Raw genomic sequence first — 21235 nt, forward strand, 5'->3', positions numbered from 1 at the left:
TTGCTTTTGTTCCACATGGTCCAAAAAAATAAAATACAGCCTTGCCCTTGCGGCAACGGCGTTTATCAAGCCTGCTGCCAACCGTTTCATCTTCACACTGGGTTGGCACCCACGGCCGAAGCGCTCATGCGCTCACGCTACAGCGCCTACGCTTTGGGTTTAAGTGACTATGTGTTGTCAACCTGGCACATCAGCACGCGCCCCAAGCAGCTCGATTTGCAGCAGGAACTTGCACAAGGCAAATGGCTGGGCTTGAATGTGAAAGGGCACTGGCCACTGGGCAACAAAGCCGAAGTAGAGTTTGTGGCTCGTTACAAACCCAACAATGGGCCCGCCAGTCGCCTGCATGAGCGCAGCCGTTTTGTGCAGGAAAACGGGCATTGGTATTACGTAGACGGCGATCTGTTTTGACCTGAAAAAATTGCAAAGAAAGCACTTGAAATTTTCAGGGGTGGTTCATAAATCAGAAATGTGGGAAATGTCTCCAAGAGAGTTTCAGCACATTTTGAATAACTGATTTTTTGCTTCTCAGGAGAATGAATCATGGCAACAATCGACCTTACCCCTTTGTACCGCAGCACCATTGGTTTTGACCGAATGGCCAGCATTCTGGATGCCGCAATGCGTGCAGACACTTCAACTGGTTACCCTCCTTATAACATCGAGGCGCTGGAAGAAAACCGTTACCAAATCAGTGTGGCCGTCGCGGGTTTCGAGGAAAAAGAGCTCGAACTGGAAGTCGAGCGTGGCGTGCTAACCGTGCGTGGCCGCAAAGCGGATGAAGAGGGCAAACAGTACCTGCACAAAGGCATTGCATTTCGCAGTTTTGAGCGCAAATTCAACCTGGCTGACTACGTGCAAGTGGAAGGTGCCAACCTGAAAAATGGCTTGTTGGTGGTCGAGTTGCGCAAGGTAATTCCTGAGCAAATGAAAGCACGTCGAATTCCGATTGGTGAATCGGGTCTTCGAACCATCGAGGCAGGCGAGGCAAATCAGGACAGACAAGCCGCCGCGTAAAAGCCGCCGCCTAAACGTGTGAAGTGATTCGCGCATCGCAAAAAAGCAGCCCTTGGCTGCTTTTTTGTGTTTAAACTGAACCCCTCGCTTCTTGACTCGTCGTGCATCCATGCCCAGGGCTTACTTTGTTTCCGATCGTGCCATTCAGATAGACTGGGCCACAGATAGCTCTGCGACCGAGAATTACATGCCCGCCACGGAATTGGCGGTGTTTCGTCAAGAGTTAATCCAGTCCATTCAAGCTCTGGCTTGGCCAGCTTGTCAGTGCGTGCAGGCGGATCAATCAATTACCGTGTTGTTTGCGAGTCCAATACTTGCCGCCGGGAAACATGAAATATTGCTTGATCAACTCCACCAAATACTTGGCCCATTCGGGAAAGCCACATTGCTTGCAAACACCCCAGGCTGCCACCACCACATTGTTGTGAACTACGGTGGCGTTGCCGGGCAAGACCTTGTCTGGCTGGCCGGGCAAACCGGGCTAAGCCCGACTGAAGTGATTGACCTGCATTGCAGCGCCATTTATACCGTTCAATTTTTGGGCTTTCTGCCCGGCTTTGCTTACCTCACAGGTTTACCCAAACCGCTTCATTTCTCGCGTCGGGAAACGCCGCGCTCACGGGTGCCGGCGGGTACATTGGCCATCGCTGCCCATTACTGCGCGGTGTACCCCTGGGAAAGTCCAGGCGGTTGGCATTTGTTGGGGCATGTTGAGCAGGTGCTTTTTGATCCTGAACGCACCGATCAGCAGGGGCAGTCCCTTTTCAAGGCCGGTGACACGGTTCAATTCATTCGGGCTGATTATGCTTAAGGTGGTCAGGGCTCAAGGGCAAGGCATTGTTAGCGACCTGGGGCGTTGGGGCTACCAGCATGAGGGTGTACCGATCGGGGGCGTGCTGGATACTTTCTCGTTCAGCCTGGCCAACCTTGCCTTGGGCAACCAGGCCAATGCGGCTTGCCTGGAGCTGATGGGTCAATTCGATTTTGTATGTGCCAAGCCATGCCTTGTTTTGTTTGCAAACCGGGGTGCGCATGCCTTGTTAAACAACAAACCAGTGTTGTGCGGTCAGGTTTTGGGTTTGCAGGAGGGTGATGTGTTGCGCACCCAGCCCCCAGGCCTGGGTTTCTGGAATGTGCTTTGTGTGCAAGGTGGTGTGGATGTGCCCGAAATGATGGGTTCCCGCAGTACCTGCCTTGTCGCTGGTTTTGGGGGGCTACAAGGCCGGGCCTTGCAAGTGGGTGATGAACTACATTTTGCCCAGAAATTCACCACCCGCATTCGGCATGGTGTTCGTTTGGCCATGCCCCTGGCCCGCACTGAACATTCAGCCTGCCTGGTGCTTCATGTTTTGCCAGGTCCGGAATTTTTTGAACTCAGCGAAAATTCGCAGCACCTGTTTACCCGTCAACACTTTAGCTTGGGCACCCGAAGCAGTCGAATGGGGTATCGGCTGGAGGCCGTTGAATCTCCTTTGTCACTGAAGCATGTGGTTTCTTTGCGTTCACATGCTGTGCACCCGGGTTTGGTGCAGTTGCCACCTAGCGGGCAGCCGGTTGTGCTGCTGTGTGAAGCCCAGGTTACTGGCGGTTACCCACGTCTTGGCAGTGTATTGTCATGTGATCTCTGGAAATTGTCACAACTTGGGGGTGGGGAAAGCGTAAGCTGGGTATTGGTCAATGAACAGCAGGCGCAGCGTCTACAGGCCAGGCATGAACTAGACCGCAAACGCTACCAGCAGGCCATTGAATACAACAAGGCAACTACCCATGTGGATTAATGCAGATTTGGGCGAAGGTTGTGCCCACGACGAGACCCTGTTCAAGATTGTTGACTGGGCCAATATTGCCAGCGGCGGGCACGCTGGCGATGAACACAGCATTCGCCGGGCTTGCATGCTGGCGCTTGAACATGGCGTGCAGGTGGGCGCCCACCCCAGCTATCCGGACCGAGTCGGGTTCGGGCGTCAAAAGCCCGAAGGCTCAACTGCACAGTTGCTGGGTGAATTGAAACGGCAAATGGATTTTTTCGACAACATCGCCACGAAGTTGGGGTGTTGCCCTGCGCATTTCAAACCCCACGGGCAGTTGTACAACGATGCGGCCTTTCAAGCGGCCGAGGCCGAGCTACTCATCAATCTGGCCCATGCTTTTCCGCACCTGAAGCTGCTGGCTTTGGCCAATAGCCCCTTGGTGGCTTGGGCGCGTTCTGCTGGCATCGAGGTGATCGAAGAGGCCTTCCCGGACAGGGCTTACCTAAGCACCGGCGCGCTGGCACCTCGAAGCCAGCCTGGCGCTGTGCTTCATGATCCGGTTCAGGTCAAGGCACAGGCTGAATTGATTGTTCGGGGCGGGCCATTGCAGTGCCTGGATGGCTCAAGCCGCGTGGTCACGGCGCAAACCCTGTGTGTACACGGCGACAATGCACAGGCTTTGGACAATGCAAAGGCTGTTCGTGCTGCGCTTACCGAACACGATCAAGACACATTCAGTGGTGCAAGCTGATTAGCTGCCGGGTTTTATTTCAGGTGTAGGCAAAGTAATGTGGTCAGACACACCAGCAACCGGCACAAAGCGCACATTCAATGGTGCCAGGCCGTGTTTGGCGCGAGCCTGGTTACAACGCGGGTTCAATTCACCTTGGGCGTCAAATACATCGTATTCGCGGCAGGGTGAGGGGCGGTTTTCGTAAATGGTGCAGCTGACTGACTCGCCAATATTGCCCGACAGTGCAATGCAACGTGGCTTGGTTTGAGAGCTGCCTTTCATGCAGCTGCGGTACAAGTTCATTTGCTCCGTCAGTTCAACCGGCACCACGCCGCCTTCGGCTGCCGTGGTTTCGCCCCAATAGAAGCTGATTCTGAACGTGGAACAACACACGCCGCAGCTTTGGCAAAGGGCTTCAACGCCTGCGCCGTCAACAACAATTGTGGTGGGGTTTGACTGCAATTTAACCTCGGGAAAAAACAGCCATGGGGGAGAGTTGCGCGAATATATTCCTGGCACAGGCGCAAAGCAAGCACTATTTTCAAGTGACGTGGCTTGGAAGAAACAAGCTTTTTGTAAGGTGCAAAGGCTACAATAGGGAAAACCATTATAAAAACCATTTAGCCCAGCAAATGGAGAGACTGTGAATCGACCGAATGCCGCTTCTGTGGCCGATTCGGGGGTTGCTGCCCCTGATTCAGCCCAAACCAGTACCAGCCCCAGCGGGCAAATGCTGGACTACATCAAACAAAGGTTGGTCAAGCACGCGCCGTTCAGTGAAATTCCGCTTCGCGACCTGGACTGCCTGCTTGAAGGCTGCGCTGAAACTTATTTCGCACCCAACGAAGTGATTGTGCGGCCCGAGGACGGCCCACCCCAGTTTCTTTATTATGTTGAAAAGGGCTCTGCCGTGGGCCGCAAAGGCTTGGCCGACCTGTCTTCCACCGGGTTTCAATACGAAGCCGGGGAAATGTTTCCAGTCAACGCATTTCTTGCCAAACGCGCAGTTACAGCTACTTACAGCGCCCGGGAAGACACCTTCTGCCTGATGTTTACCTTCGACAGCGTGCAAGCCCTGGCGCGTAAAAGCCCGGTGTTCTCCGACTATTTAACCCGGCGCACCATGCAGTTTCTGGATTTGTCCAGAAAAGCGATTCAGGTGGCTTACTCCTCTCAAACCCTGGCCGAGCAAACGCTTGAAAAGCCCTTGCGCGATGTATGCCGTCACGAACCTTTTTCTTGCGCACCCACCACTCCCCTGAAGCAGGTGCTGGAAGTGATGCATGAGCACCGGATTGGTTCCATGATCGTGGTGAATGAGGCTATGGTGGTGGAGGGTATTTTGACTCGCCAGGATGTGTTGTCGCGCGTGGCCATGGCCCAAAAGCCCTTGAGCTCGCTGATTTCGGAGGTCATGAACACCCCGGTTCATACCCTGGATGAAAGTTGCACCGCGCAAGATGCAGCCCTGCTGATGTCCAGATTTGGCATTCGCCACGTGCCAGTAACCCGCAACGGGAAATTAAGCGGCATTGTTTCCGAGCGCGATATTTTCGCCATGCAGCGTTTGTCGCTGAAACAGATCAGCAGCAACATTCGCTCAGCGCAAGACGCCGATATGTTGCGAACCTGCGCCAATGACATTCGCAGTTTTGCCAAAAACCTGCTGGGCCAGGGCATTGCTGCCAAGCAACTTACTGAATTGATCAGCCACTTGAACGATGTGCTCACCGAACGCATTCTTGAGGTTGTGGGTAACCGGATGGGCATTGATGCCAACAGTTACTGTTGGTTAAGTTTCGGCTCGGAAGGCCGTTCGGAGCAAACCATTGCCACAGACCAGGACAACGGCTTGCTGTTTATTAGCGATCAGCCTGAAGTGGACCGACCACGTTGGCTGGCTTTTGGCAAAGAGGTGAATCAAACGCTGGACCAGTGCGGCTACCCTTTGTGCAAAGGCAACATCATGGCCAGCAACCCCGAATGTTGCATGACTGCGGGCGAGTGGTTGAACAAGTTTGCGCGATGGATCGATGTAGCCACGCCCGAGAACCTGCTGCGTGTGAACATATTTTTTGATCTTCGCGCGCTGGCAGGCAACAAAGAGCTGGCGCAGCCACTTCGGGACTACATTGTGACCCGCGCCAAGGAGTCTACGATCTTCTTGCGCTTGCTGGCTGAAAACATCATGCGTTTTCGCCCACCCCTGAACTGGCATGGCAGCATAGACACCACTGAAATTGAAGACATTCGCACGCTTGATTTGAAAAAGCAGGGTACAGCGGTATTTGTCGATGCCGCGCGCTTTTTCTCGCTGGTTTTTGGTATTGATGAAGTCAATACCCGCCGCCGGTTCGAGGCTGTGGCCAAGCGTTTAAGCGTAGAGGAACAGCGCCGCGACGCTTGGGTGAGCGCCTTTGAGTTTTTGCAAATGATGCGCCTTCGCATACAGCTTGATGAAGGCGTGGCCGTGCCCAACTTGCCCGATCAGCCCAACGTGGTGAACTACGACGTGCTCGACAACATTGACCGCCGCATATTGAAGGAATGTTTCAGGGTAGGGCGCCGTTTGCAGCAGCGAATCGAGATGGAGCATATGCGTTGAGCACCACGTCGCAGGGACAATTGCTGCCCACGCGAGGATGGGCGAGTTATATCAAGAACCGCCTGGTTCAAACACTCGATTTTTCAAACCCCAACCCAGATCGCTGGGTGGTGTTGGATGTGGAATCGTCCGGTCTGAATCCGAAGAAAGACAGGTTGATTTCCATTGCAGCCACTGCCATTGCGTTTGATGCTCAGCGCCGCCCACGCATATCGCTTACAGACACTTTTGAGGTGGTTATCAAACAGCCCCCTGATATTGTCGATATGATTGAATTTGAAGCCATCGACAAAAACAATATTCTGATACATGGCATTGGCATTGGCGCACAGCAAAAAGGGGTGAAGGCGGAAGTGGCTTTGTCGGAATTCCTGCGTTATGTGGGCAATTCACCATTGATCGCCTTCCACAGTTGGTTTGACGAAATCCTGATCAATAAGGCCATGCGCAAGGTTTTGGGGCGTTCAACGCACCGGCATTGGCTCGATCTGGAGCATTTGGCTGCAGTATTGCACAAGGAAAACCACCAACTTCCTCTTGATGTGTGGATGCAGCGATACGGCATTGAATGTGAACAACGGCATCAGGCGGCAGCCGATGTGTTAGCCACTGCACAGCTGTTGATGAAGCTTTGGCCTATGCTGCAAAAGCGAAAAGCCACCGATTGGAAAGACTTGAAAACCATTGCCAACGGACTTAAAACACTTCCTGGGCGAAACTTGCCGACCTAGGTTTGCAATTGAAGCCTTGTTTTGCGTTATTCTGCCGGGCTGAACATTTGTTTTGAAGTTGGCTTTTTCATGCATGACTTTTCCTCTTACGACCTGATTATTGATGCACGCTCGCCCCGGGAGTTTGAGGAGGATCACATTCCGGGCGCGATCAACATGCCGGTGGTCAACAATGACGAATACGCCGAGGTTGGCACCCTTCACCGCACCGATAAAATGGCAGCCTACAGCATCGGTGTGCGTTATTCGTTGGCCAATATTGCGCGGCACCTTAGCGATGATTTGCCCAAATACCCCAAAGATGCAAAGGTACTGGTGTACTGTTTCCGGGGTGGAAAACGCAGCAAACTGTGGTTTGATGCGCTTGAAACGATTGGCTACGATGTTCGCAAATTAAACGGTGGCTGGAAAGCTTACCGGCGCTGGGTGAATGAACAGCTCGAAATTGTGCCCAAGAAGTTTGATTATCATGTGCTGAGCGGCCCAACCGGCTGCGGCAAAACCCGGCTGCTGTATGCCTTGCGGGAAGCAGGTTGCCAAGTGGTGGATCTGGAGGCAATCGCCCGTCACAGAGGTTCAATCATTGGGGCAGTGCCTGGTACTCCTCAACCCTCGCAAAAGTATTTCGACACTTTGCTGTTGGAAGAACTCGCGAAATGTGATCCCACACGCCCAGTCTGGGTTGAAGCCGAAAGCAAAAAGATCGGCAATGTGCAGATCCCTGCATCCATGCTTGACGCCATGCGCAAAGGAAAAACCATTCGCGTGCATGCCGACATGCAGCAACGTGTCGAGCTATGGAGACAGGATTACAAGCACTTTGAAGAAGATCCGGGAGGCCTGCTCGAGCGTCTGCGTTTTATTCGCAGCCTGGTGGGCGGTAAGGAATTTGAAGAATGGGAGCAACTGGCTGCCGAGCGTAAAATGCCCGAACTGTTTGAGCGGCTGATGCGTAATCATTACGACCCTGCCTATCGCCGCTCAATTTTGCGTGAGTACCCCAATATTGACGAATCACCTTTGATAGAACTGCAGGATTTGTCCCCAGCAGGTTTGCTGGCAGTGGCGAAAAAAATTGGCGTTCAATACGACAGAAAGACTTGACCTGACCAGTTGTACTCAATCGTCAAGCGAGCAACACAGCCAATTTGCTGCGAATGCTCTCAGGTATTGGGGTGGGGGTGTTGTTCGTCTTGTTCACAAACACGTGCACAAAGTAACCCTCAGCGCACAATTCGCCCTTGGCGTTGAACAAACCCAATTCATAGCGCACTGAGCTGTTGCCCAGTTTACCCACCCGCAGGCCGGCCGTAACCGGCTCAGGGTAGGCCAGTGGTTTCAGGTACTTGCACTGGCTTTCCACCACAAAACCCACCACTTCGCCGTTGTGAATGTCCAGTCCGCCTTCTTCAATCAGATAACGGTTCACCACACTGTCGAAGTAGCTGTAATACACCACATTGTTCACGTGGCCGTAAATGTCGTTGTCGTGCCAACGGGTTTGAACAAGCTGATGCAGTGGGTATTGGGCCAAAGTGGTCATGGTTATCAATCGAATGTTCTTAGTAGGCCGCCTGATAAATAGCCAAGGCTTGGGCCTCGTTCACATCACGTGGGTTGTTGCTCAACAGGCGGGTCTGCAGCATGGCTGCGCTGGCCATCAGGGGTAAATCTTTCTCGCCAATACCCACTTCGCGCAAGCCAACCGGCAAACCTGTAGAAGGCGACAATGTGGCGGTGTAATCAATAAAGGCCTGGGCCAGTTGCTCGGTGTTGTCGCCGTGGTGACCCAGCTTCAATACCTGGGCCAGCTCTGCGTACTGCTGCTCGGCTGCGGGCAAGTTAAAGCGCAACACATGCGGCAACACCAATGAATTGCTCAAACCATGCGGCACATGAAAAATGCCGCCAATTGGATAAGCCAATGCATGTACCGCACCCACTGGCGCATTGGCAAAAGCCTGGCCAGCCATGCAAGAGCCCAACATCATCGCCTGGCGCGCCTCGCGGTTGCCTGGTTCTTTGCACACGGTATGCAAGTTGGCAGCCAACAGCCTTAGCGCCTCGCAGGCGAGAAAATCAGCGTAGGGGTTTTTCAGGCGTTTGCTGGTGTAAGCCTCTATCGCATGCACCATGGCATCAATGCCGGTGGCCGCGGTGACATGCTGGGGCAGACTAAGTGTCCAGTCAGCGTCCAGAATGGCCAGGTCGCCATACAACACAGGCGACACCACGCCCATTTTGGTGTCCACACCCGTGGTGACAATTGAAATCGGAGTCACCTCACTGCCTGTGCCAGCCGTGGTGGGCACCAACACCAAAGGCAACCTGTCGCTGGTCACATTGCCTACACCATACATGGTGTTCAGTTCTTGTTTTCCGCGCGCCAACACGGCAATCAGCTTGGCCACATCAAGCGTGGAGCCGCCACCGATGGCCACCACTACATCGGCCTTGAATTCCATGGCGAGCAAAGTGACTCTGTGCACCAAAGCCTCGGGAGGGTCGGGTTCTACATCGTTGCAACTGTGAACTGCATGGCCTGCTGTGGCCAGGTTTTCAACAATGGTTTTGAAGGCTGCGGTGCCCGCGATGAAGGGGTCAACCAGCATGAATACCCTTGCGCTTTTTAGGCCATGCTGAGCCAGCAAGGGAGCCAACATGTCAGCCATTCGAAGCGAGCTTCCGGATTCGCACACAATGCGGTTCACAGTTCTGAATTCAAATGGTGCCATGCGGGTGTCTCCTTGCTGTTCTGTATATTTTAGCCTTTGCGCTTCGGGGTCCATGCCCAAATGGCGCGAACGAAGATGGGTTCTTTGCTTTCGCCATCGGTAATCGTCACCGCTACATCAACTTCACCGCGTTCCTCGGTTTGCATCATCGCGATTTGCTCTTGTGTCAGCATGGCTTCGGCTTTCATATCGCCCACTGCACGTTTGCGGTAATCCACTTCCATGCGCTTGATCACGGGTATTGCGTTGGCCGGCACATTCAAACCCACCAGTGCCCCCGTGGCTGATTCGGCAATCATGATCATGGCTACCGCGTGCACAGTACCAATGTGGTTTTGTACATAAGGGCGGTTTTTGATCACCACGATGGAGTGGTTAGGTTCAATCCATTCAAATTTCAGACCACTGGTTTTGAAGTATTTCACTGCGCGGCCAAACAGCAGGGTAAATGCACGGGTTTTCAAAGGCGTGGGCAGCTTGTCCACTTGCGCATACACTTTTTGCAGCATCGATTTTTGACTCATTTTTTCTTTTGCCTTTAGAGGGTTACAGCCAGTCGGGTGGCTTGATTAATTGCGCGTTTGGCATCCAGTTCTGCAGCCACCGATGAACCACCCACCAAATGCACTGGTATGCCCAATGCTTCAATCGGTTCTACAAGTTCACGCAAGGGATCCTGGCCTGCACACACGATAATGTTGTCGACATTCAAAATTTCTGGGCCATGCGCGCTCATGATGTGCAATCCACGGTCGTCGATCTTCAAGTACTCCACACCTTGCATGAAGTGAACGCGCCGGCTTTTCAAGCTGGCCTTGTGCACCCAGCCCGATGTTTTACCCAGGCGCTTACCCAAGGGTTCGTCCTTGCGCTGGCACAGCCACACCTCACGTGCGGGTTTGGGTGGCTCGGCGTGTACCCCATCAATGCCACCTGCGTTTTTGGGGTCAAAGGTAATACCCCATTCCTTTTTCCAGCTTTCCAAATCCAGGGTTGGAGAAGGGTGGGAAAAGTCGTGCGTCAAGTATTCCGACACATCAAAGCCAATACCGCCAGCGCCAATCACAGCCACTTTCTTGCCTACTTCTTTTTTGTGTAACAGCACATCGATGTAGCTCAACACCTTGGGGTGATCAATGCCTTCGATACCTGGTGTGCGGGGCTTGATGCCGGTGGCCAGTATCACTTCATCGAAACGCTCTTTGGAGATTAGCTCAGCATCCACAGCGGTGTTCAGACGAACATCCACCTTCTTCAACTCCAGCTGGCGTCTGAAGTAGCTAATGGTTTCATGGAATTCTTCTTTGCCTGGAATTTGTTTGGCCATGTTGAACTGACCGCCAATTTCACCCGCTTTGTCGAACAAGGTGACGCTGTGCCCACGGCGAGCCAATTCAGTGGCAGCAGCCAGGCCCGCAGGGCCCGCACCCACCACCGCAATTTTCTTCTTTCGTTCCAGCGGTTTGTCCACAATTTCGGTTTCGTGGCAAGCGCGTGGATTCACCAGGCATGAAGCCCGCTTCAGGCTGAAGGTGTGGTCAAGGCAGGCCTGGTTACAGGCAATGCACACGTTGATTTCGTCGGCGCGGCCTTCTTTGGCCTTGATCGCAAAATCAGGGTCAGCAAGTAGTGGCCGGGCCATCGATACCATGTCGCATGAACCCTCGGCCAACAATTGCTCGGCCACCTCAGGTTTATTGATCCGGTTGGACGCAATCACCGGAATCTTGAGCTCTTTGCGCAGGCGGGCAGTCAGTTCAGCGAAAGCCGCGCGGGGCACGGAAGTGACAATCGTGGGCACACGGGCTTCGTGCCAACCAATGCCAGTGTTGATCATCGTGGCACCAGCCTTTTCGATCTCTTTGGCGATGTAGCTGACTTCATCCCAGGTGTTACCACCCTCGACCAAATCCAGCAGGGAATGGCGGTAAATGATGATGAATTTTTCACCCACGGTTTCGCGAATTCGACGAACAATTTCAACCGACAAACGGGCACGGTTTTCAACCGAGCCACCCCAGCGATCGGTGCGGTGGTTTGTGCGTTTGCAAATGAACTGGTTGAGGAAGTAGCCCTCTGATCCCATCACTTCAACACCGTCGTAACCTGCTTCCTGGGCAATTTTTGCTGAACGTGCAAATGCGGCAATGGTGCGGCGAATGCCGAAGTCGCCAATTTCACGCGGTTTGAACGGGTTGATCGACGATTTTACGTTGGATGCAGAAACGCTCAGCGGATGGTAGGCGTAACGGCCAGCGTGCAGCAACTGCATTACGATTTTGCCATCATGTTTGTGCACGGCTTCGGTCACTTTTTTGTGATGCTTGATTGCACCACTGCTGCTGAGCTTGGATGCGAAAGGGTACAGCCAGCCTTCCAGGTTGGGAGAAAAACCACCGGTCACGATCAAGGCAGTACCGCCCTTGGCGCGCGCCTCAAAGTAGGCGGCAAACTTGTCAAACTCCTTGTACTTGTCCTCAAGGCCAGTGTGCATCGAACCCATCATGATGCGGTTGCGCAGGGTGGTGAAGCCGAGATCAAGCGGAGAATTCAAATGGGGAAATGCGTCAGACACGTTACCGTCTCCTTAAAAATCGGTAGTTTTTTGTAATGTATTTACTTATGTTACTTAAAAGTAATTTTTATTGTTGGAGTCAACGTTCAAAATAGCACGATCGGTCAATTTTTTGCGTGTTTTATTCGTGAAGAAATTACTGCGCCGCAATAAACAGGGGAACCTGTACCCCCACGCTTTGTCCTAAACTGGTGTTTTACCCAGCAAGCGCTTCCCTCATGCAGTCTTTTCAGTACTGGGCACGGCAGTCACGCCGTGCATCGTTCCGCATTTTGTTCGTGGCTTTGGTGTTGGCCGTGGCGGCCATTTCATCTGTGGGCGTGTTCTCAGCCCGAATCGAGGCAGCCTTGGTGCGCGATGCCAGTCAAATGTTGGGCGGTGATTTGGTTATCGAGTCCAAGCGGAACACCGCCAATGCACCATGGCTTTCCATTCTTGACAAACCGGAATACGCAACACTCAAGCAGGCTGAAAGCGTTGTATTTCCAAGCGTTGTGCCCTCGGAGCGGGTCGACTTGCTGGTTTCGTTGAAGGCTGTGAACAACATGTATCCCCTTCGCGGGCAACTCACGGTTCGAAACGCACAGGGTCAAGATGAAAAAGTGTCCAGTGGCCCGCCTCAGGGCGAATTGTGGGTAGACCAAGGCGTGCTGGGTTCGCTGGATGTTCAGTTGGGTGATTCAATTCAAGTGGGCGAAATTACTCGCCCTGTGACCCGGGTTATTTTGGTAGAACCCGACCGTGGCGGTGGCTTTGTGAACTTCGCCCCCCGGGTCATGATGAATACTGCTGACCTCGAAGAATCGCGGTTGTTGGGCCTGGGTTCTCGCGCCACATGGCGGATTTACTTCACTGGCGCTCAGCCGGTGATCAATCAGCTGATTTCCGAATTGACCCCAGTGTTGTCGCCCGTTGAAGAAATTGAAACCCTGGAGAATGGACGTCCTGAAGTCAGCGGTACGCTTGAGCGCGCCAATGATTTCCTGGCCATGGCTGCTTTGATCGGCACCATGGTGGCCTGTGTGGGCATTGCGCTGGTGGCGCACTTGTTTGCCAAAGAACAGGCAAGCGAATTGGCCGTTTTGAAAAGCCTGGGTTACACCCCCAAACGTTTGCTGCGCATGTGGGCTGTTGGCATGGGCATGTTAACTCTGGGCGCTGGCGTGTTGGGTGTGGCCTGGGGTGGGCCGCGCATTGGGGGCTCCTGGCGTTTTTGGCTGAACTGGTAGGAGTAGACCTGCCGCTGGCCGGTTTGCATTACCTGCCCATGGGTATTTTGCTCTCTGCGTTACTGCTGCTGGGTTTTGCGGCAGTGCCCACTTGGTACGCTTTGCGTGCGCCTGCAGTTGCTGTAATTCGGCACCAAACACTGAAAAGTAGCCGGGGGCAACTGGTGCTGTCAGTGCTGTTTGGCGTGTTTACCGCCATCGCGGTGTGCTTGTTGATCGTTAACAATGTGGTGTTGGCCCTGTTGTTGTTTGCTGGTTTTATGGGCACCTCGCTGGTGTTTGCGTTGTTGTTCTGGGGGCTGCTCAAGGCTCTCGCCTATTTGGGCAAAGGCAAAAAAAGCGCAGGCACCAATATCGCGGTTTTTCAAAGCATGTCCAAACGTGCAAGCACCCTGGTGTTGCAGGGCGTAAGCCTTGCCCTGGGGCTGGCCGCACTGTTAATGCTGGCTGTGGTGCAGGGCGATTTGATTGACCGTTGGCAAGAAGCCGTACCGGAAGACGCCCCCAATCGCTTTGTGTTCAACATTCAACCCGATCAGGTTGAAGGTGTTCAACAAACATTGAATACCGCCAGCCTTGGTTCGGTCAATTTGTACCCCATGGTGCGCGGGCGTTTAAGTGCCATCAATGGCGAAGTGATCACCGCGGATACGTTCACTGATGAGCGTGCCCGCAACACCGTAGAACGCGAACTGAATTTGAGTTTTGCGGATACCTTGCCCACGCACAACACCATCGCTGTGGGAAGCTGGTTTGATGAAACGCCCGTCCAAGCCGAAGTGTCCGTGGAAGATGGTGTGGCTGAACGTTTGGGCATAGGCCTGGGCGACAAGCTTACTTTTGACATCGCGGGTACGCCCTTAACAGCCGAAATTACCAGCATTCGCGAGCTGCGCTGGGATTCCATGGAGGTGAATTTCTTCATGGTGTTTCCAACCGAGGTGCTGCAAAGTTTTCCGCAAACCTGGATTACCTCGGTCAGCTTGCAAGATGACAAGGCCATTCCCGTGTCGCGTGAGCTGGTGCGCGATTACCCCAACCTCACTGTGCTGGACACAGAACTGGTGATCACCCAACTCCGTAGAATTTTAGGGCAGGTGGGCCAGGCTGTTCAGTTTGTATTTTTGTTCACTGTGGCTGCGGGTGGTTTGGTGGTGGTGGCCTGCGTAATGACAGGTGCCCGTGTACGTACCCGTGAGGCTGCAATTTACCGGGCCATGGGGGCATCCACTGCTCAGCTGCAACGGGCCGCTTGGCTTGAACTTTCCGTGCTGGGTGCGCTGGCAGGTTTGGTGGCAGCTATTGCTGCGCAAGGCTTGGGTTGGGGCGTGGCGCATTTTGTGTTCGAGTTTGAGTACTTCCTGTCGCCCATGCACATTGTGGCTGGTGTGGTTGCGGGTGCAGTGGTGTCGGTGCTGTTTGGTGCATGGTCAGTGAACAAGGTTTGCCGCGCACCTGTAATGCAAACCTTAAGGCAAGCCACCGCTTAAACCAGTTGCATGCCGGTACAATGTGGGTAGTTGATGTTTTCATCACCCAATCCACATTCAGACCGGCAATTTCATGAGCAACAACGATTCAACCAGTGCCAGCACAAGCGGCGACGCACAACCCAAACCGCCAATTGTTTATTTCGGCAACACGCCGCAAGAGCAGCAAATTGGCGTGCGCAAGCTGGTTGATCTGTTCTACGACGAAATGGATCAAATCCCCGGTTTCGAACGTATTCGCAAACTGCACCCTGTTCACTTGGATCATTCCCGCGAAAAGTTTTACCTGTTCCTGTCAGGCTGGCTGGGTGGTCCTGATTTGTATTCACCGCAGTTTGGTCACCCGCGTTTACGCATGCGCCACATGCCATTTCCGATTTCGAGCGAAGACCGCGATCAATGGCTGCTGTGCATGGTGAACGCCTTGCGTGCTATGCAACTGCCTGAGAAAGTCATCGAGGGGCTGATGCTGTCATTCTTCCGAACCGCAGACTGGATGCGCAACAAACCAGATCCTGAAGGCAGCGCCAAGGGTTTGAATACCATTTCAATCAAGGGCGAATAGGGCATGGAGGCGTTTTTGATTTATGCCGTGTTGGGTTTGCTGGTGTTGGTACTCGCTGGCTTGTTTGTGATGTATCGAAAAATGTCGGCTGACAATTCTGCAGAATTGGCTCAGTTCCAGCTGCAAGTACTCAGCAACTTGGATGAGCTGATGGACGCGCAGGCACAGCAACGTTTTGTGTCGGATGAGCTCAGCAAACAACTGCGCTTGGTCAATCAGGATATTGAATTACGCCAAAGCAAGCAGGCTGAACTGTTGCAGCAAACTTTTGCCCAGGCTCGAACTGAAAGCCAGCAGGCTGCACACGGTTTGCAGCAAGTCATCGTCGGCCAGTTCACGCAAGGAAATCAACTGCAATCCGAAAAGTTGAACCAGTTTTCTGAAACGCTTCATCGCACCAACACCCTGATTCAAGACCAGCTCACGCAAATTCGCTTGTCTGTTGAGCAGAAGCTCAAAGACATGCAGGAAGACAACGCCAGCAAGCTGGAGTTAATGCGCAAAACCGTGGATGAAAAATTGCACGCCACACTCGAAACCCGGCTCGGCGAATCGTTCAAGCAAGTGAGTGAACGCCTTGAGCAGGTCTACAAAGGCTTGGGCGAAATGCAAACGCTGGCGACTGGTGTGGGTGACTTGAAACGCGTGCTGACCAACGTGAAAAGCCGTGGTACCTGGGGTGAGGTGCAGCTGCAGGCCCTGCTTGAGCAAATGCTGACCCCCTCGCAATTTGGCCGCAACATCAAACCAGTGCCTGGTAGCCACAACATTGTTGAATTTGCAGTGCGCTTGCCCGGAAAGGAAGACGACCAACCAGTGTGGTTGCCAATCGACTCCAAATTTCCCAAAGAGCAGTATGAACGTCTTCAGGAATGCTTTGATCGTGCGGATGCAGACGGCGTAGCGGTCGCTTCCAAAGCCCTTGAAATGGCCATTCGTGCAGAAGCAAAAACCATTGCCGAGAAGTACCTTGCCCCGCCTTACACCACCGATTTCGGCATCTTGTTTTTACCCACCGAGGGCCTGTATGCCGAGGTGGTTAAGCGCCCCGGTTTGGTCGACGACCTGCAGCGCCTTCACAGGGTTACAGTGGCCGGTCCAATTACCTTGACCACCTTGCTGAACGCTTTGCAGTTGGGATTTAAAACACTGGCCCTTGAAAAACGTTCCAGTGAAGTTTGGACTGTGCTCAGCGCTGTTAAAACCGAGTTCGGCAAGTTTGGCGACATCCTTGCGAAAACACGCGACACACTTGAACGCGCCGCCAAGAATATTGAACAGGCAGAAACACGTTCACGCGTGATGCAGCGAAAACTGAAAGGGGTCGATGAACTGCCCGAAAAAGATGCGATTGAGTTGCTTGGTTTAAACGATGGCAAGGTGGACCCACTCGATGATGACGACACACCCGCAAATACCTGACCTATTGCCTCGCGTGGCATTCGTGGCCACGGGCGGAACAATCGCCGGTATCCTGACTACGAGCAGCGATACCTGGGCCTATGAGTCTGCCCAACGCAGCGGTGAAAGCCTGGTTATGGGTATTCCGGGCTTGTTGCGCCGGGCCCAATGGCATTTCGAGCAACCATACAGCATCGGCAGTCAGAATCTTGAACTTGGGCACATGCTTCAGCTGCGTGCAGCGTTGATCCGTTTGCTTCAGTCGTCTGAAATCGATGGCATTGTCGTGACGCATGGCACAGACACCATGGAAGACATGTTGTACTTCCTCTATCTGACCCTGCCAGCAGAATGTCTGCTCAAGCCATTGCTGTTTACTGGCGCAATGCTGCCTTCAGACCATGATGCCGCAGACGGGCCAACCAATATTACGGGTGCGCTCGATTTTTTGATTGATTCGCTTGAATCAATAGAACAGTTCGATGGTCGAAAGTCTCCACCATTTGGTTTGCTGATGCAGGGCCTGTTCACTCCTGCACAATGCGTTGTCAAGCAAAGCACCGCAGGTCTGGATGCTTTTGATGGGCCGTATTCGGTGCTCGCCAATGCCGACTGGCAAACCAACTGGGAAGCCCTGAGTCCACCTGAAGACTTGGGCCTGCAAGGTCAGTTCGCAAAGCTGTTTGACAAGCGGGCAAGCCAGCACCCCTTGTTTGAGGCCATGGAAGTGCCAGTTGTTTTCTGTAGTCCGGGCAATGGGCCTTTGCGCCAGCTCGCTGATTTGCTGAACCGCAAGCCAGCGTCAGTCGTTGTTGCTGCGCCCGGGCATGGCAACATTCCTGATGTCTGTGTGCCCGTGCTGCGCCGCTTGTTATTGAATGGGGTTAGTGTGGTGCGCGCAAGTCGAGTGGCTGAAGGTGGCGTAGAGCAGGGTGGTGAATTCGACGCGCTCGACGAATTTCGGGAAGATGCTGCACAAAATGGAAAAACTGGTGTTTTTTCAGAAGCAGGCAGTTTGAGCCTGGCCAAATCTGTTGTGTATGAAAGGCTGCGGGTGTTGGCCCACAGCCTTGCGGTTTAAAGTAATTACTCTGTTGTACCAGCCTCGGCAAGGTTCATGTTTTTCCTGCCAGGTCCAGTCACAGCGCTCATCGGCATGTTCTGTTCCCGAATGATTTGCCACACGCCTTTGTTGTCTTTCCAGGTCAATACTTTTCTTGACCGCTCTTGATAGTTCTTTGCTTTGTAATCTTGTACGAAACTGATTTCATACTCATCCGGATTGTCGAAGCTTGGAATCACCTGCATGTCAGAAATTTCAATGTCGATTTCCTGTGCCTTTGAAATGCGCTCGCGACGATTGCTGACCCAGGCTTCATAGCTGCCGTCTTCCGGCTTGAAACTGGGCGCATAAAATGCGATGTAACTGTTGACGTCTTTGTTTTCCCACGCTTTGGCCCACGCGTTGGTTTTGCTAATCAGGTTTTTCGATACCTCGGCTGGATCTCCCAATGAAGCTGTTTGTTGACCACTTAGACCATCGTCCAGTTGAGCAAGTTGAATTGGCGCGAGAGTGGTGGATGCATCCACCGACTTCAACGCTTCATCAAAGCCAATGTTGGGCAAATCAAAGTCTTCCAGATTGATCAGGCTGGTTGGGCATCCTTCAGCTTCTGCACCGCCTTGGGATTGTTCCTTGTAGAACAGTACATTGCGCTTGGTGGGTTCATCTGCGTTCACCAATTCGTCAACGGCAAACAGCGTGATCAATTGTCCAGTGGCGGCAAGCAGTTTCAGTTTGGAAATACTTAAATCGGCTTCAATGTTGATCAATGCACGTTGCGCCTGAAAGTATTCGTTTTCCGCGCTAAGCAAATCAAGCAGACTGCGACGGCCTACAGCAAATTGTTGTTCGTAGGCGGCGCGCGCTTTGGTAATGGCGGCGGCTTGCTCACGGAAGTAGTTCAGTTTCTTTTGTGAACTGACAACATCAAACAAAGCGGTTTGTGAAGATTGGCGGATTGCACGGCAAACAACGAGTTTGTCGTCCATGCTGCGCAAGCGCCGCTTGATGGCGGAGTTGCGTGCAGCGCTGTCAGATCCACCGCGGTACAGATTAATGGTGGCCAACAAGTCGATTGAAGAAATTTGCCTTTCGTCAAATGTGGACAAGTAGTTGCTATATACATCGGTTTTTGCACGCAGGTCCAAACGTGGGTGAAACCCTTCGCTGGCTGCCGTAATGTCCTGTTTGGCCTCATTGATGGCCGCGTTGGAAGCCATCAACAATGGATGATTATTCAAGGCGAAAACAAGTCGCTCACGATTCTCTACTTCAAAGTTGGCGCTGATTACATATTCACCAGCCTGATTCACCGGCCACACTGTGTCAGTGATTCTTTGATAATTCGCCATGGCTGAAAATGTGTTTGCTTTTTCCGTGGCCAGATTGCCCAAAGCAAGGGTGTAGCGGCTGCGGGCCTGCTCCAGATCTGACTGTCGCGTTACGCCGCTTTTCACTTTTTCCTCGATTCTATTCATCAGGTCCTGATGGTATTTCAGGTTGTTCTCAGCAAGTTTGGTGAGTGCCTGAAAGCGCGATACGTCCAGATGTGAACTGGCCGATTCAAATGCAACCTGGTTGGTCTTGTTCAGATATCGGAAATAACTTTGCATTGCACCGGAATGAGCCGCCAGGTAACGGGCTTGTGACGCAAAGCCGTTGTATAAATTTTGACGGGCCTCGATGCCATAGGAATTTGCGTTGTAGGTGCGTGTGTCAGCATCTTCAATTCGAGTTCGTCCCCGGCCAGCGGAACCGCGTGCGTCGACTGTTGGCAACATGGCGCCGAATACCACGTTGGCTTGTTCCATCTGTGCTTCAAGGGCATGTACATCAGCGTCCAGTGAGGGGCTGTTTTGCAAGCCCTTCATCACGCTTTGTTGCAGCGGATTGGGGGCAGCATTCGCGATTGGCACCGACTGCTCAACGGGTGCGACCGATTGCACTTCTGGAATGGTTTGGGTTTCTTGTGCCCACGCAGCGGTTACGCCGAGGGCGGACAAGGCGAGGATGACCGCATGTGGCAGGACTTTTAGCGTGGTGTGTGGCATGGTGGTTGTGTTCATGTTTGCTCGAATCAATGTGTGTTTCAACTCGCCGCCGCAGGTTCTTCAACTGGGGCGGAGGCCGAACTGTCAAAGCCACTCGAGCCAAAGCTTGAGCTCCAGCCGGTTTTGCTTTGAATGAACTCTTGAACCTCGTTCAGCTTGTCTTGAACAATGTCGTCGGCCCGATCAAAAATTGAATCGTCGGGTTTGTAGGGACTTGATGAGTACTCGTAATCCTTCATGGTGACTTTTTCATCATCAAGGGGGCGCTCGTCGTAGGGATTCTGGTTCAAGATGTCATCGCACCTGTCGCCAGAGTCATGATCATATTTATTGTCTGACTCAACGGTCATGTACACATGTGCAGTGTCGGTCAGGTAACCGTCGTTGCCGATGGAATAAGTGATGACATCTTCACCGCGAAAACCCTCGTTGGGCGTGTAGTGAAGATTTCCATCTTTAATTTCAACAGTGCCGTTTTCTGCATGGGCTTCAGTGATTTCGATGTCACCACAACCCAGTTTGTCGTTGTCGAGTACGTCAATCACCACGGGGTAATTTTTGCTTGTGGTCGCGCAGTCGTCCACCGCGTCCACGGGCTTATCGCATACTTCCTGCTCATCAACGGGGGGGGACTGGGGTGGAGGTGGACACTCGCAGTCTTCGCCTTCATCCACAGGGGGTGGTACGTCCGGTGGGGGTGTTTCGTTTTCTGTGACAGTGGTTGGAGGTGGGTCTTTGTATTCGACCGCAGCAGGACCTTCTTTCTCGACCACGCGAACGGTGTCTTTGCCATTCTCGCCAACTTTTTCATCCATGCTTGGCAAGGGGTCCTGATTCACGCGTTCAACGACATAACCTTCGCTGATTTTGGGCAAATCCTCGGGTACATCGTCGTCTTGAGCACCCACGGTGATGTACTTGCGGATGACATCTTTTTCAGGCGGGGTTCCTGCATCGAATGGAAGAATTTCACCGGTTTTCGGTTTGATCAGCCACTCAGTGGGGCCTTCAAGTGGCCTGACCATTTCTGGCGCTGTAATTTGTCCGTCGGTGAACGGGCCGAGCTGTACCACTACTTCGGTTTGCGGCTTGCGCTTCAGGGCTGGTCGTGGCTTCCTGGCCAATCCTAGCGTACTTGGATCACATTCCTGGGCATTGACAACTGGCTTCTCGCTCATATGTTTCCTCTGGTTCGATTTCATTGATAAGTGATCGAGCCGGGAGTTTGGTTCCAAATCAGCTGTCTGCCAAACAGGTGATTCGGTCAGCGGATGCGAGAGTTAACTCTA

The 21235-nt window shown here is 53.0% G+C and carries 20 protein-coding genes; 13 read left to right on the plus strand and 7 right to left on the minus strand.

Annotation, left to right across the window (positions count from 1 at the left end):
* Window positions 1-15 precede the first annotated feature (15 nt).
* From BSZ31_RS12170 to BSZ31_RS12190, 5 genes are all read left to right on the plus strand, one after another.
* Window positions 16-411, plus strand: a complete 396-nt coding sequence (locus BSZ31_RS12170; protein ID WP_168426963.1) for a YchJ family protein — start codon at window positions 16-18, stop codon at window positions 409-411.
* A gap of 132 nt (window positions 412-543) precedes the next feature.
* Window positions 544-1017 (plus strand): Hsp20 family protein, encoded by a 474-nt coding sequence (locus BSZ31_RS12175; protein ID WP_105028981.1) that lies wholly within the window; start codon window positions 544-546, stop codon window positions 1015-1017.
* A 91-nt stretch (window positions 1018-1108) separates the two neighbouring features.
* A complete protein-coding gene (locus BSZ31_RS12180; protein ID WP_206018599.1) occupies window positions 1109-1828 on the plus strand; it encodes an allophanate hydrolase subunit 1 in 720 nt (239 codons plus the stop codon).
* Window positions 1821-2795, plus strand: coding sequence for a biotin-dependent carboxyltransferase family protein (locus tag BSZ31_RS12185; protein ID WP_168426964.1), 975 nt, complete (start codon window positions 1821-1823; stop codon window positions 2793-2795). Before BSZ31_RS12180 ends, BSZ31_RS12185 begins: the two co-directional genes overlap by 8 nt.
* Window positions 2785-3519 carry a LamB/YcsF family protein gene (locus BSZ31_RS12190; protein ID WP_105028984.1) on the plus strand — a complete coding sequence of 245 codons (735 nt, stop codon included), beginning with the start codon at window positions 2785-2787 and terminating at the stop codon, window positions 3517-3519. Before BSZ31_RS12185 ends, BSZ31_RS12190 begins: the two co-directional genes overlap by 11 nt.
* Here BSZ31_RS12190 and BSZ31_RS12195 read toward each other — a convergent pair whose 3' ends face one another.
* Complete coding sequence (locus BSZ31_RS12195) at window positions 3520-3963, minus strand: YkgJ family cysteine cluster protein (protein ID WP_105028985.1); 444 nt, start codon at window positions 3961-3963, stop codon at window positions 3520-3522.
* 181 nt (window positions 3964-4144) lie between these two features.
* On the opposite strand from BSZ31_RS12195, the gene BSZ31_RS12200 reads away from it, so the two are divergent.
* From BSZ31_RS12200 to mnmH, 3 genes are all read left to right on the plus strand, one after another.
* Window positions 4145-6106 (plus strand): DUF294 nucleotidyltransferase-like domain-containing protein, encoded by a 1962-nt coding sequence (locus BSZ31_RS12200; RefSeq protein WP_105028986.1) that lies wholly within the window; start codon window positions 4145-4147, stop codon window positions 6104-6106.
* On the plus strand, window positions 6103-6837 hold the full coding sequence (locus BSZ31_RS12205) for a 3'-5' exonuclease (protein WP_168426965.1): 735 nt from the start codon (window positions 6103-6105) through the stop codon (window positions 6835-6837). Before BSZ31_RS12200 ends, BSZ31_RS12205 begins: the two co-directional genes overlap by 4 nt.
* 69 nt (window positions 6838-6906) lie before the next feature.
* Window positions 6907-7941: a tRNA 2-selenouridine(34) synthase MnmH gene (gene mnmH / locus BSZ31_RS12210; protein ID WP_105029863.1), complete on the plus strand. Its 1035-nt coding sequence runs from the start codon at window positions 6907-6909 to the stop codon at window positions 7939-7941.
* 22 nt (window positions 7942-7963) lie between these two features.
* On the opposite strand, the gene BSZ31_RS12215 is transcribed toward mnmH, so the two are convergent.
* Genes BSZ31_RS12215 through BSZ31_RS12230 form a run of 4 tightly spaced genes read right to left on the minus strand, consistent with a single transcriptional unit; the run spans window position 7964 to window position 12147 of the window.
* Complete coding sequence (locus BSZ31_RS12215) at window positions 7964-8380, minus strand: thioesterase family protein (protein ID WP_105028988.1); 417 nt, start codon at window positions 8378-8380, stop codon at window positions 7964-7966.
* 19 nt (window positions 8381-8399) lie between these two features.
* Window positions 8400-9572, minus strand: coding sequence for an iron-containing alcohol dehydrogenase (locus tag BSZ31_RS12220; RefSeq protein WP_105029864.1), 1173 nt, complete (start codon window positions 9570-9572; stop codon window positions 8400-8402).
* Between the two features lie 29 nt (window positions 9573-9601).
* Entirely contained in the window at window positions 9602-10096 is a 495-nt protein-coding gene (locus BSZ31_RS12225) for a DUF4442 domain-containing protein (RefSeq protein WP_105028989.1), read from the minus strand.
* 14 nt (window positions 10097-10110) lie between these two features.
* Window positions 10111-12147: an NADPH-dependent 2,4-dienoyl-CoA reductase gene (locus BSZ31_RS12230; RefSeq protein ID WP_105028990.1), complete on the minus strand. Its 2037-nt coding sequence runs from the start codon at window positions 12145-12147 to the stop codon at window positions 10111-10113.
* Window positions 12148-12365: 218 nt separating this feature from the next.
* Between BSZ31_RS12230 and BSZ31_RS12235 the strand changes: the two genes are divergently transcribed.
* From BSZ31_RS12235 to BSZ31_RS12255, 5 genes are all read left to right on the plus strand, one after another.
* Complete coding sequence (locus BSZ31_RS12235) at window positions 12366-13376, plus strand: ABC transporter permease (RefSeq protein ID WP_105028991.1); 1011 nt, start codon at window positions 12366-12368, stop codon at window positions 13374-13376.
* Window positions 13361-14866: an ABC transporter permease gene (locus tag BSZ31_RS12240; protein WP_105028992.1), complete on the plus strand. Its 1506-nt coding sequence runs from the start codon at window positions 13361-13363 to the stop codon at window positions 14864-14866. The genes BSZ31_RS12235 and BSZ31_RS12240 overlap by 16 nt, the downstream gene beginning before the upstream one ends.
* Window positions 14867-14939: 73 nt before the next feature.
* The gene (locus tag BSZ31_RS12245; RefSeq protein ID WP_105028993.1) at window positions 14940-15431 is read left to right on the plus strand and encodes a group II truncated hemoglobin; all 492 of its coding nucleotides are present in this window, start codon (window positions 14940-14942) and stop codon (window positions 15429-15431) included.
* A gap of 3 nt (window positions 15432-15434) precedes the next feature.
* Complete coding sequence (locus BSZ31_RS12250) at window positions 15435-16853, plus strand: DNA recombination protein RmuC (protein WP_105028994.1); 1419 nt, start codon at window positions 15435-15437, stop codon at window positions 16851-16853.
* Window positions 16825-17913, plus strand: coding sequence for an asparaginase domain-containing protein (locus BSZ31_RS12255; protein ID WP_168426966.1), 1089 nt, complete (start codon window positions 16825-16827; stop codon window positions 17911-17913). Before BSZ31_RS12250 ends, BSZ31_RS12255 begins: the two co-directional genes overlap by 29 nt.
* Before the next feature lie 5 nt (window positions 17914-17918).
* Here BSZ31_RS12255 and BSZ31_RS12260 read toward each other — a convergent pair whose 3' ends face one another.
* Both BSZ31_RS12260 and BSZ31_RS12265 read right to left on the minus strand, forming a co-directional pair.
* Window positions 17919-19961: a TolC family protein gene (locus BSZ31_RS12260; protein ID WP_146106684.1), complete on the minus strand. Its 2043-nt coding sequence runs from the start codon at window positions 19959-19961 to the stop codon at window positions 17919-17921.
* Window positions 19962-19984: 23 nt separating this feature from the next.
* The gene (locus BSZ31_RS12265; protein WP_105028997.1) at window positions 19985-21124 is read right to left on the minus strand and encodes an Ig-like domain-containing protein; all 1140 of its coding nucleotides are present in this window, start codon (window positions 21122-21124) and stop codon (window positions 19985-19987) included.
* Between the last annotated feature and the right edge of the window lie 111 nt (window positions 21125-21235).

Origin of the sequence: Limnobacter sp. SAORIC-690, from assembly GCF_002954425.1 — a bacterium.
Classification (GTDB): Bacteria; Pseudomonadota; Gammaproteobacteria; order Burkholderiales; family Burkholderiaceae_B; genus Limnobacter; species Limnobacter profundi.

Excerpts from the sequence above, each read along its gene's own strand:
- BSZ31_RS12245 (WP_105028993.1), top strand. The coding sequence starts at position 14,940 with ATGAGCAACAACGATTCAACCAGTGCCAGCACAAGCGGCGACGCACAA.
- BSZ31_RS12185 (WP_168426964.1), top strand. The coding sequence starts at position 1,821 with ATGCTTAAGGTGGTCAGGGCTCAAGGGCAAGGCATTGTTAGCGACCTG.
- BSZ31_RS12220 (WP_105029864.1), bottom strand. The coding sequence starts at position 9,572 with ATGGCACCATTTGAATTCAGAACTGTGAACCGCATTGTGTGCGAATCC.
- BSZ31_RS12235 (WP_105028991.1), top strand. The coding sequence starts at position 12,366 with ATGCAGTCTTTTCAGTACTGGGCACGGCAGTCACGCCGTGCATCGTTC.
- BSZ31_RS12225 (WP_105028989.1), bottom strand. The coding sequence starts at position 10,096 with ATGAGTCAAAAATCGATGCTGCAAAAAGTGTATGCGCAAGTGGACAAG.
- BSZ31_RS12175 (WP_105028981.1), top strand. The coding sequence starts at position 544 with ATGGCAACAATCGACCTTACCCCTTTGTACCGCAGCACCATTGGTTTT.
- BSZ31_RS12170 (WP_168426963.1), top strand. The coding sequence starts at position 16 with ATGGTCCAAAAAAATAAAATACAGCCTTGCCCTTGCGGCAACGGCGTT.
- BSZ31_RS12190 (WP_105028984.1), top strand. The coding sequence starts at position 2,785 with ATGTGGATTAATGCAGATTTGGGCGAAGGTTGTGCCCACGACGAGACC.
- mnmH (WP_105029863.1), top strand. The coding sequence starts at position 6,907 with ATGCATGACTTTTCCTCTTACGACCTGATTATTGATGCACGCTCGCCC.
- BSZ31_RS12265 (WP_105028997.1), bottom strand. The coding sequence starts at position 21,124 with ATGAGCGAGAAGCCAGTTGTCAATGCCCAGGAATGTGATCCAAGTACG.
- BSZ31_RS12255 (WP_168426966.1), top strand. The coding sequence starts at position 16,825 with ATGATGACGACACACCCGCAAATACCTGACCTATTGCCTCGCGTGGCA.
- BSZ31_RS12250 (WP_105028994.1), top strand. The coding sequence starts at position 15,435 with ATGGAGGCGTTTTTGATTTATGCCGTGTTGGGTTTGCTGGTGTTGGTA.
- BSZ31_RS12260 (WP_146106684.1), bottom strand. The coding sequence starts at position 19,961 with ATGAACACAACCACCATGCCACACACCACGCTAAAAGTCCTGCCACAT.
- BSZ31_RS12215 (WP_105028988.1), bottom strand. The coding sequence starts at position 8,380 with ATGACCACTTTGGCCCAATACCCACTGCATCAGCTTGTTCAAACCCGT.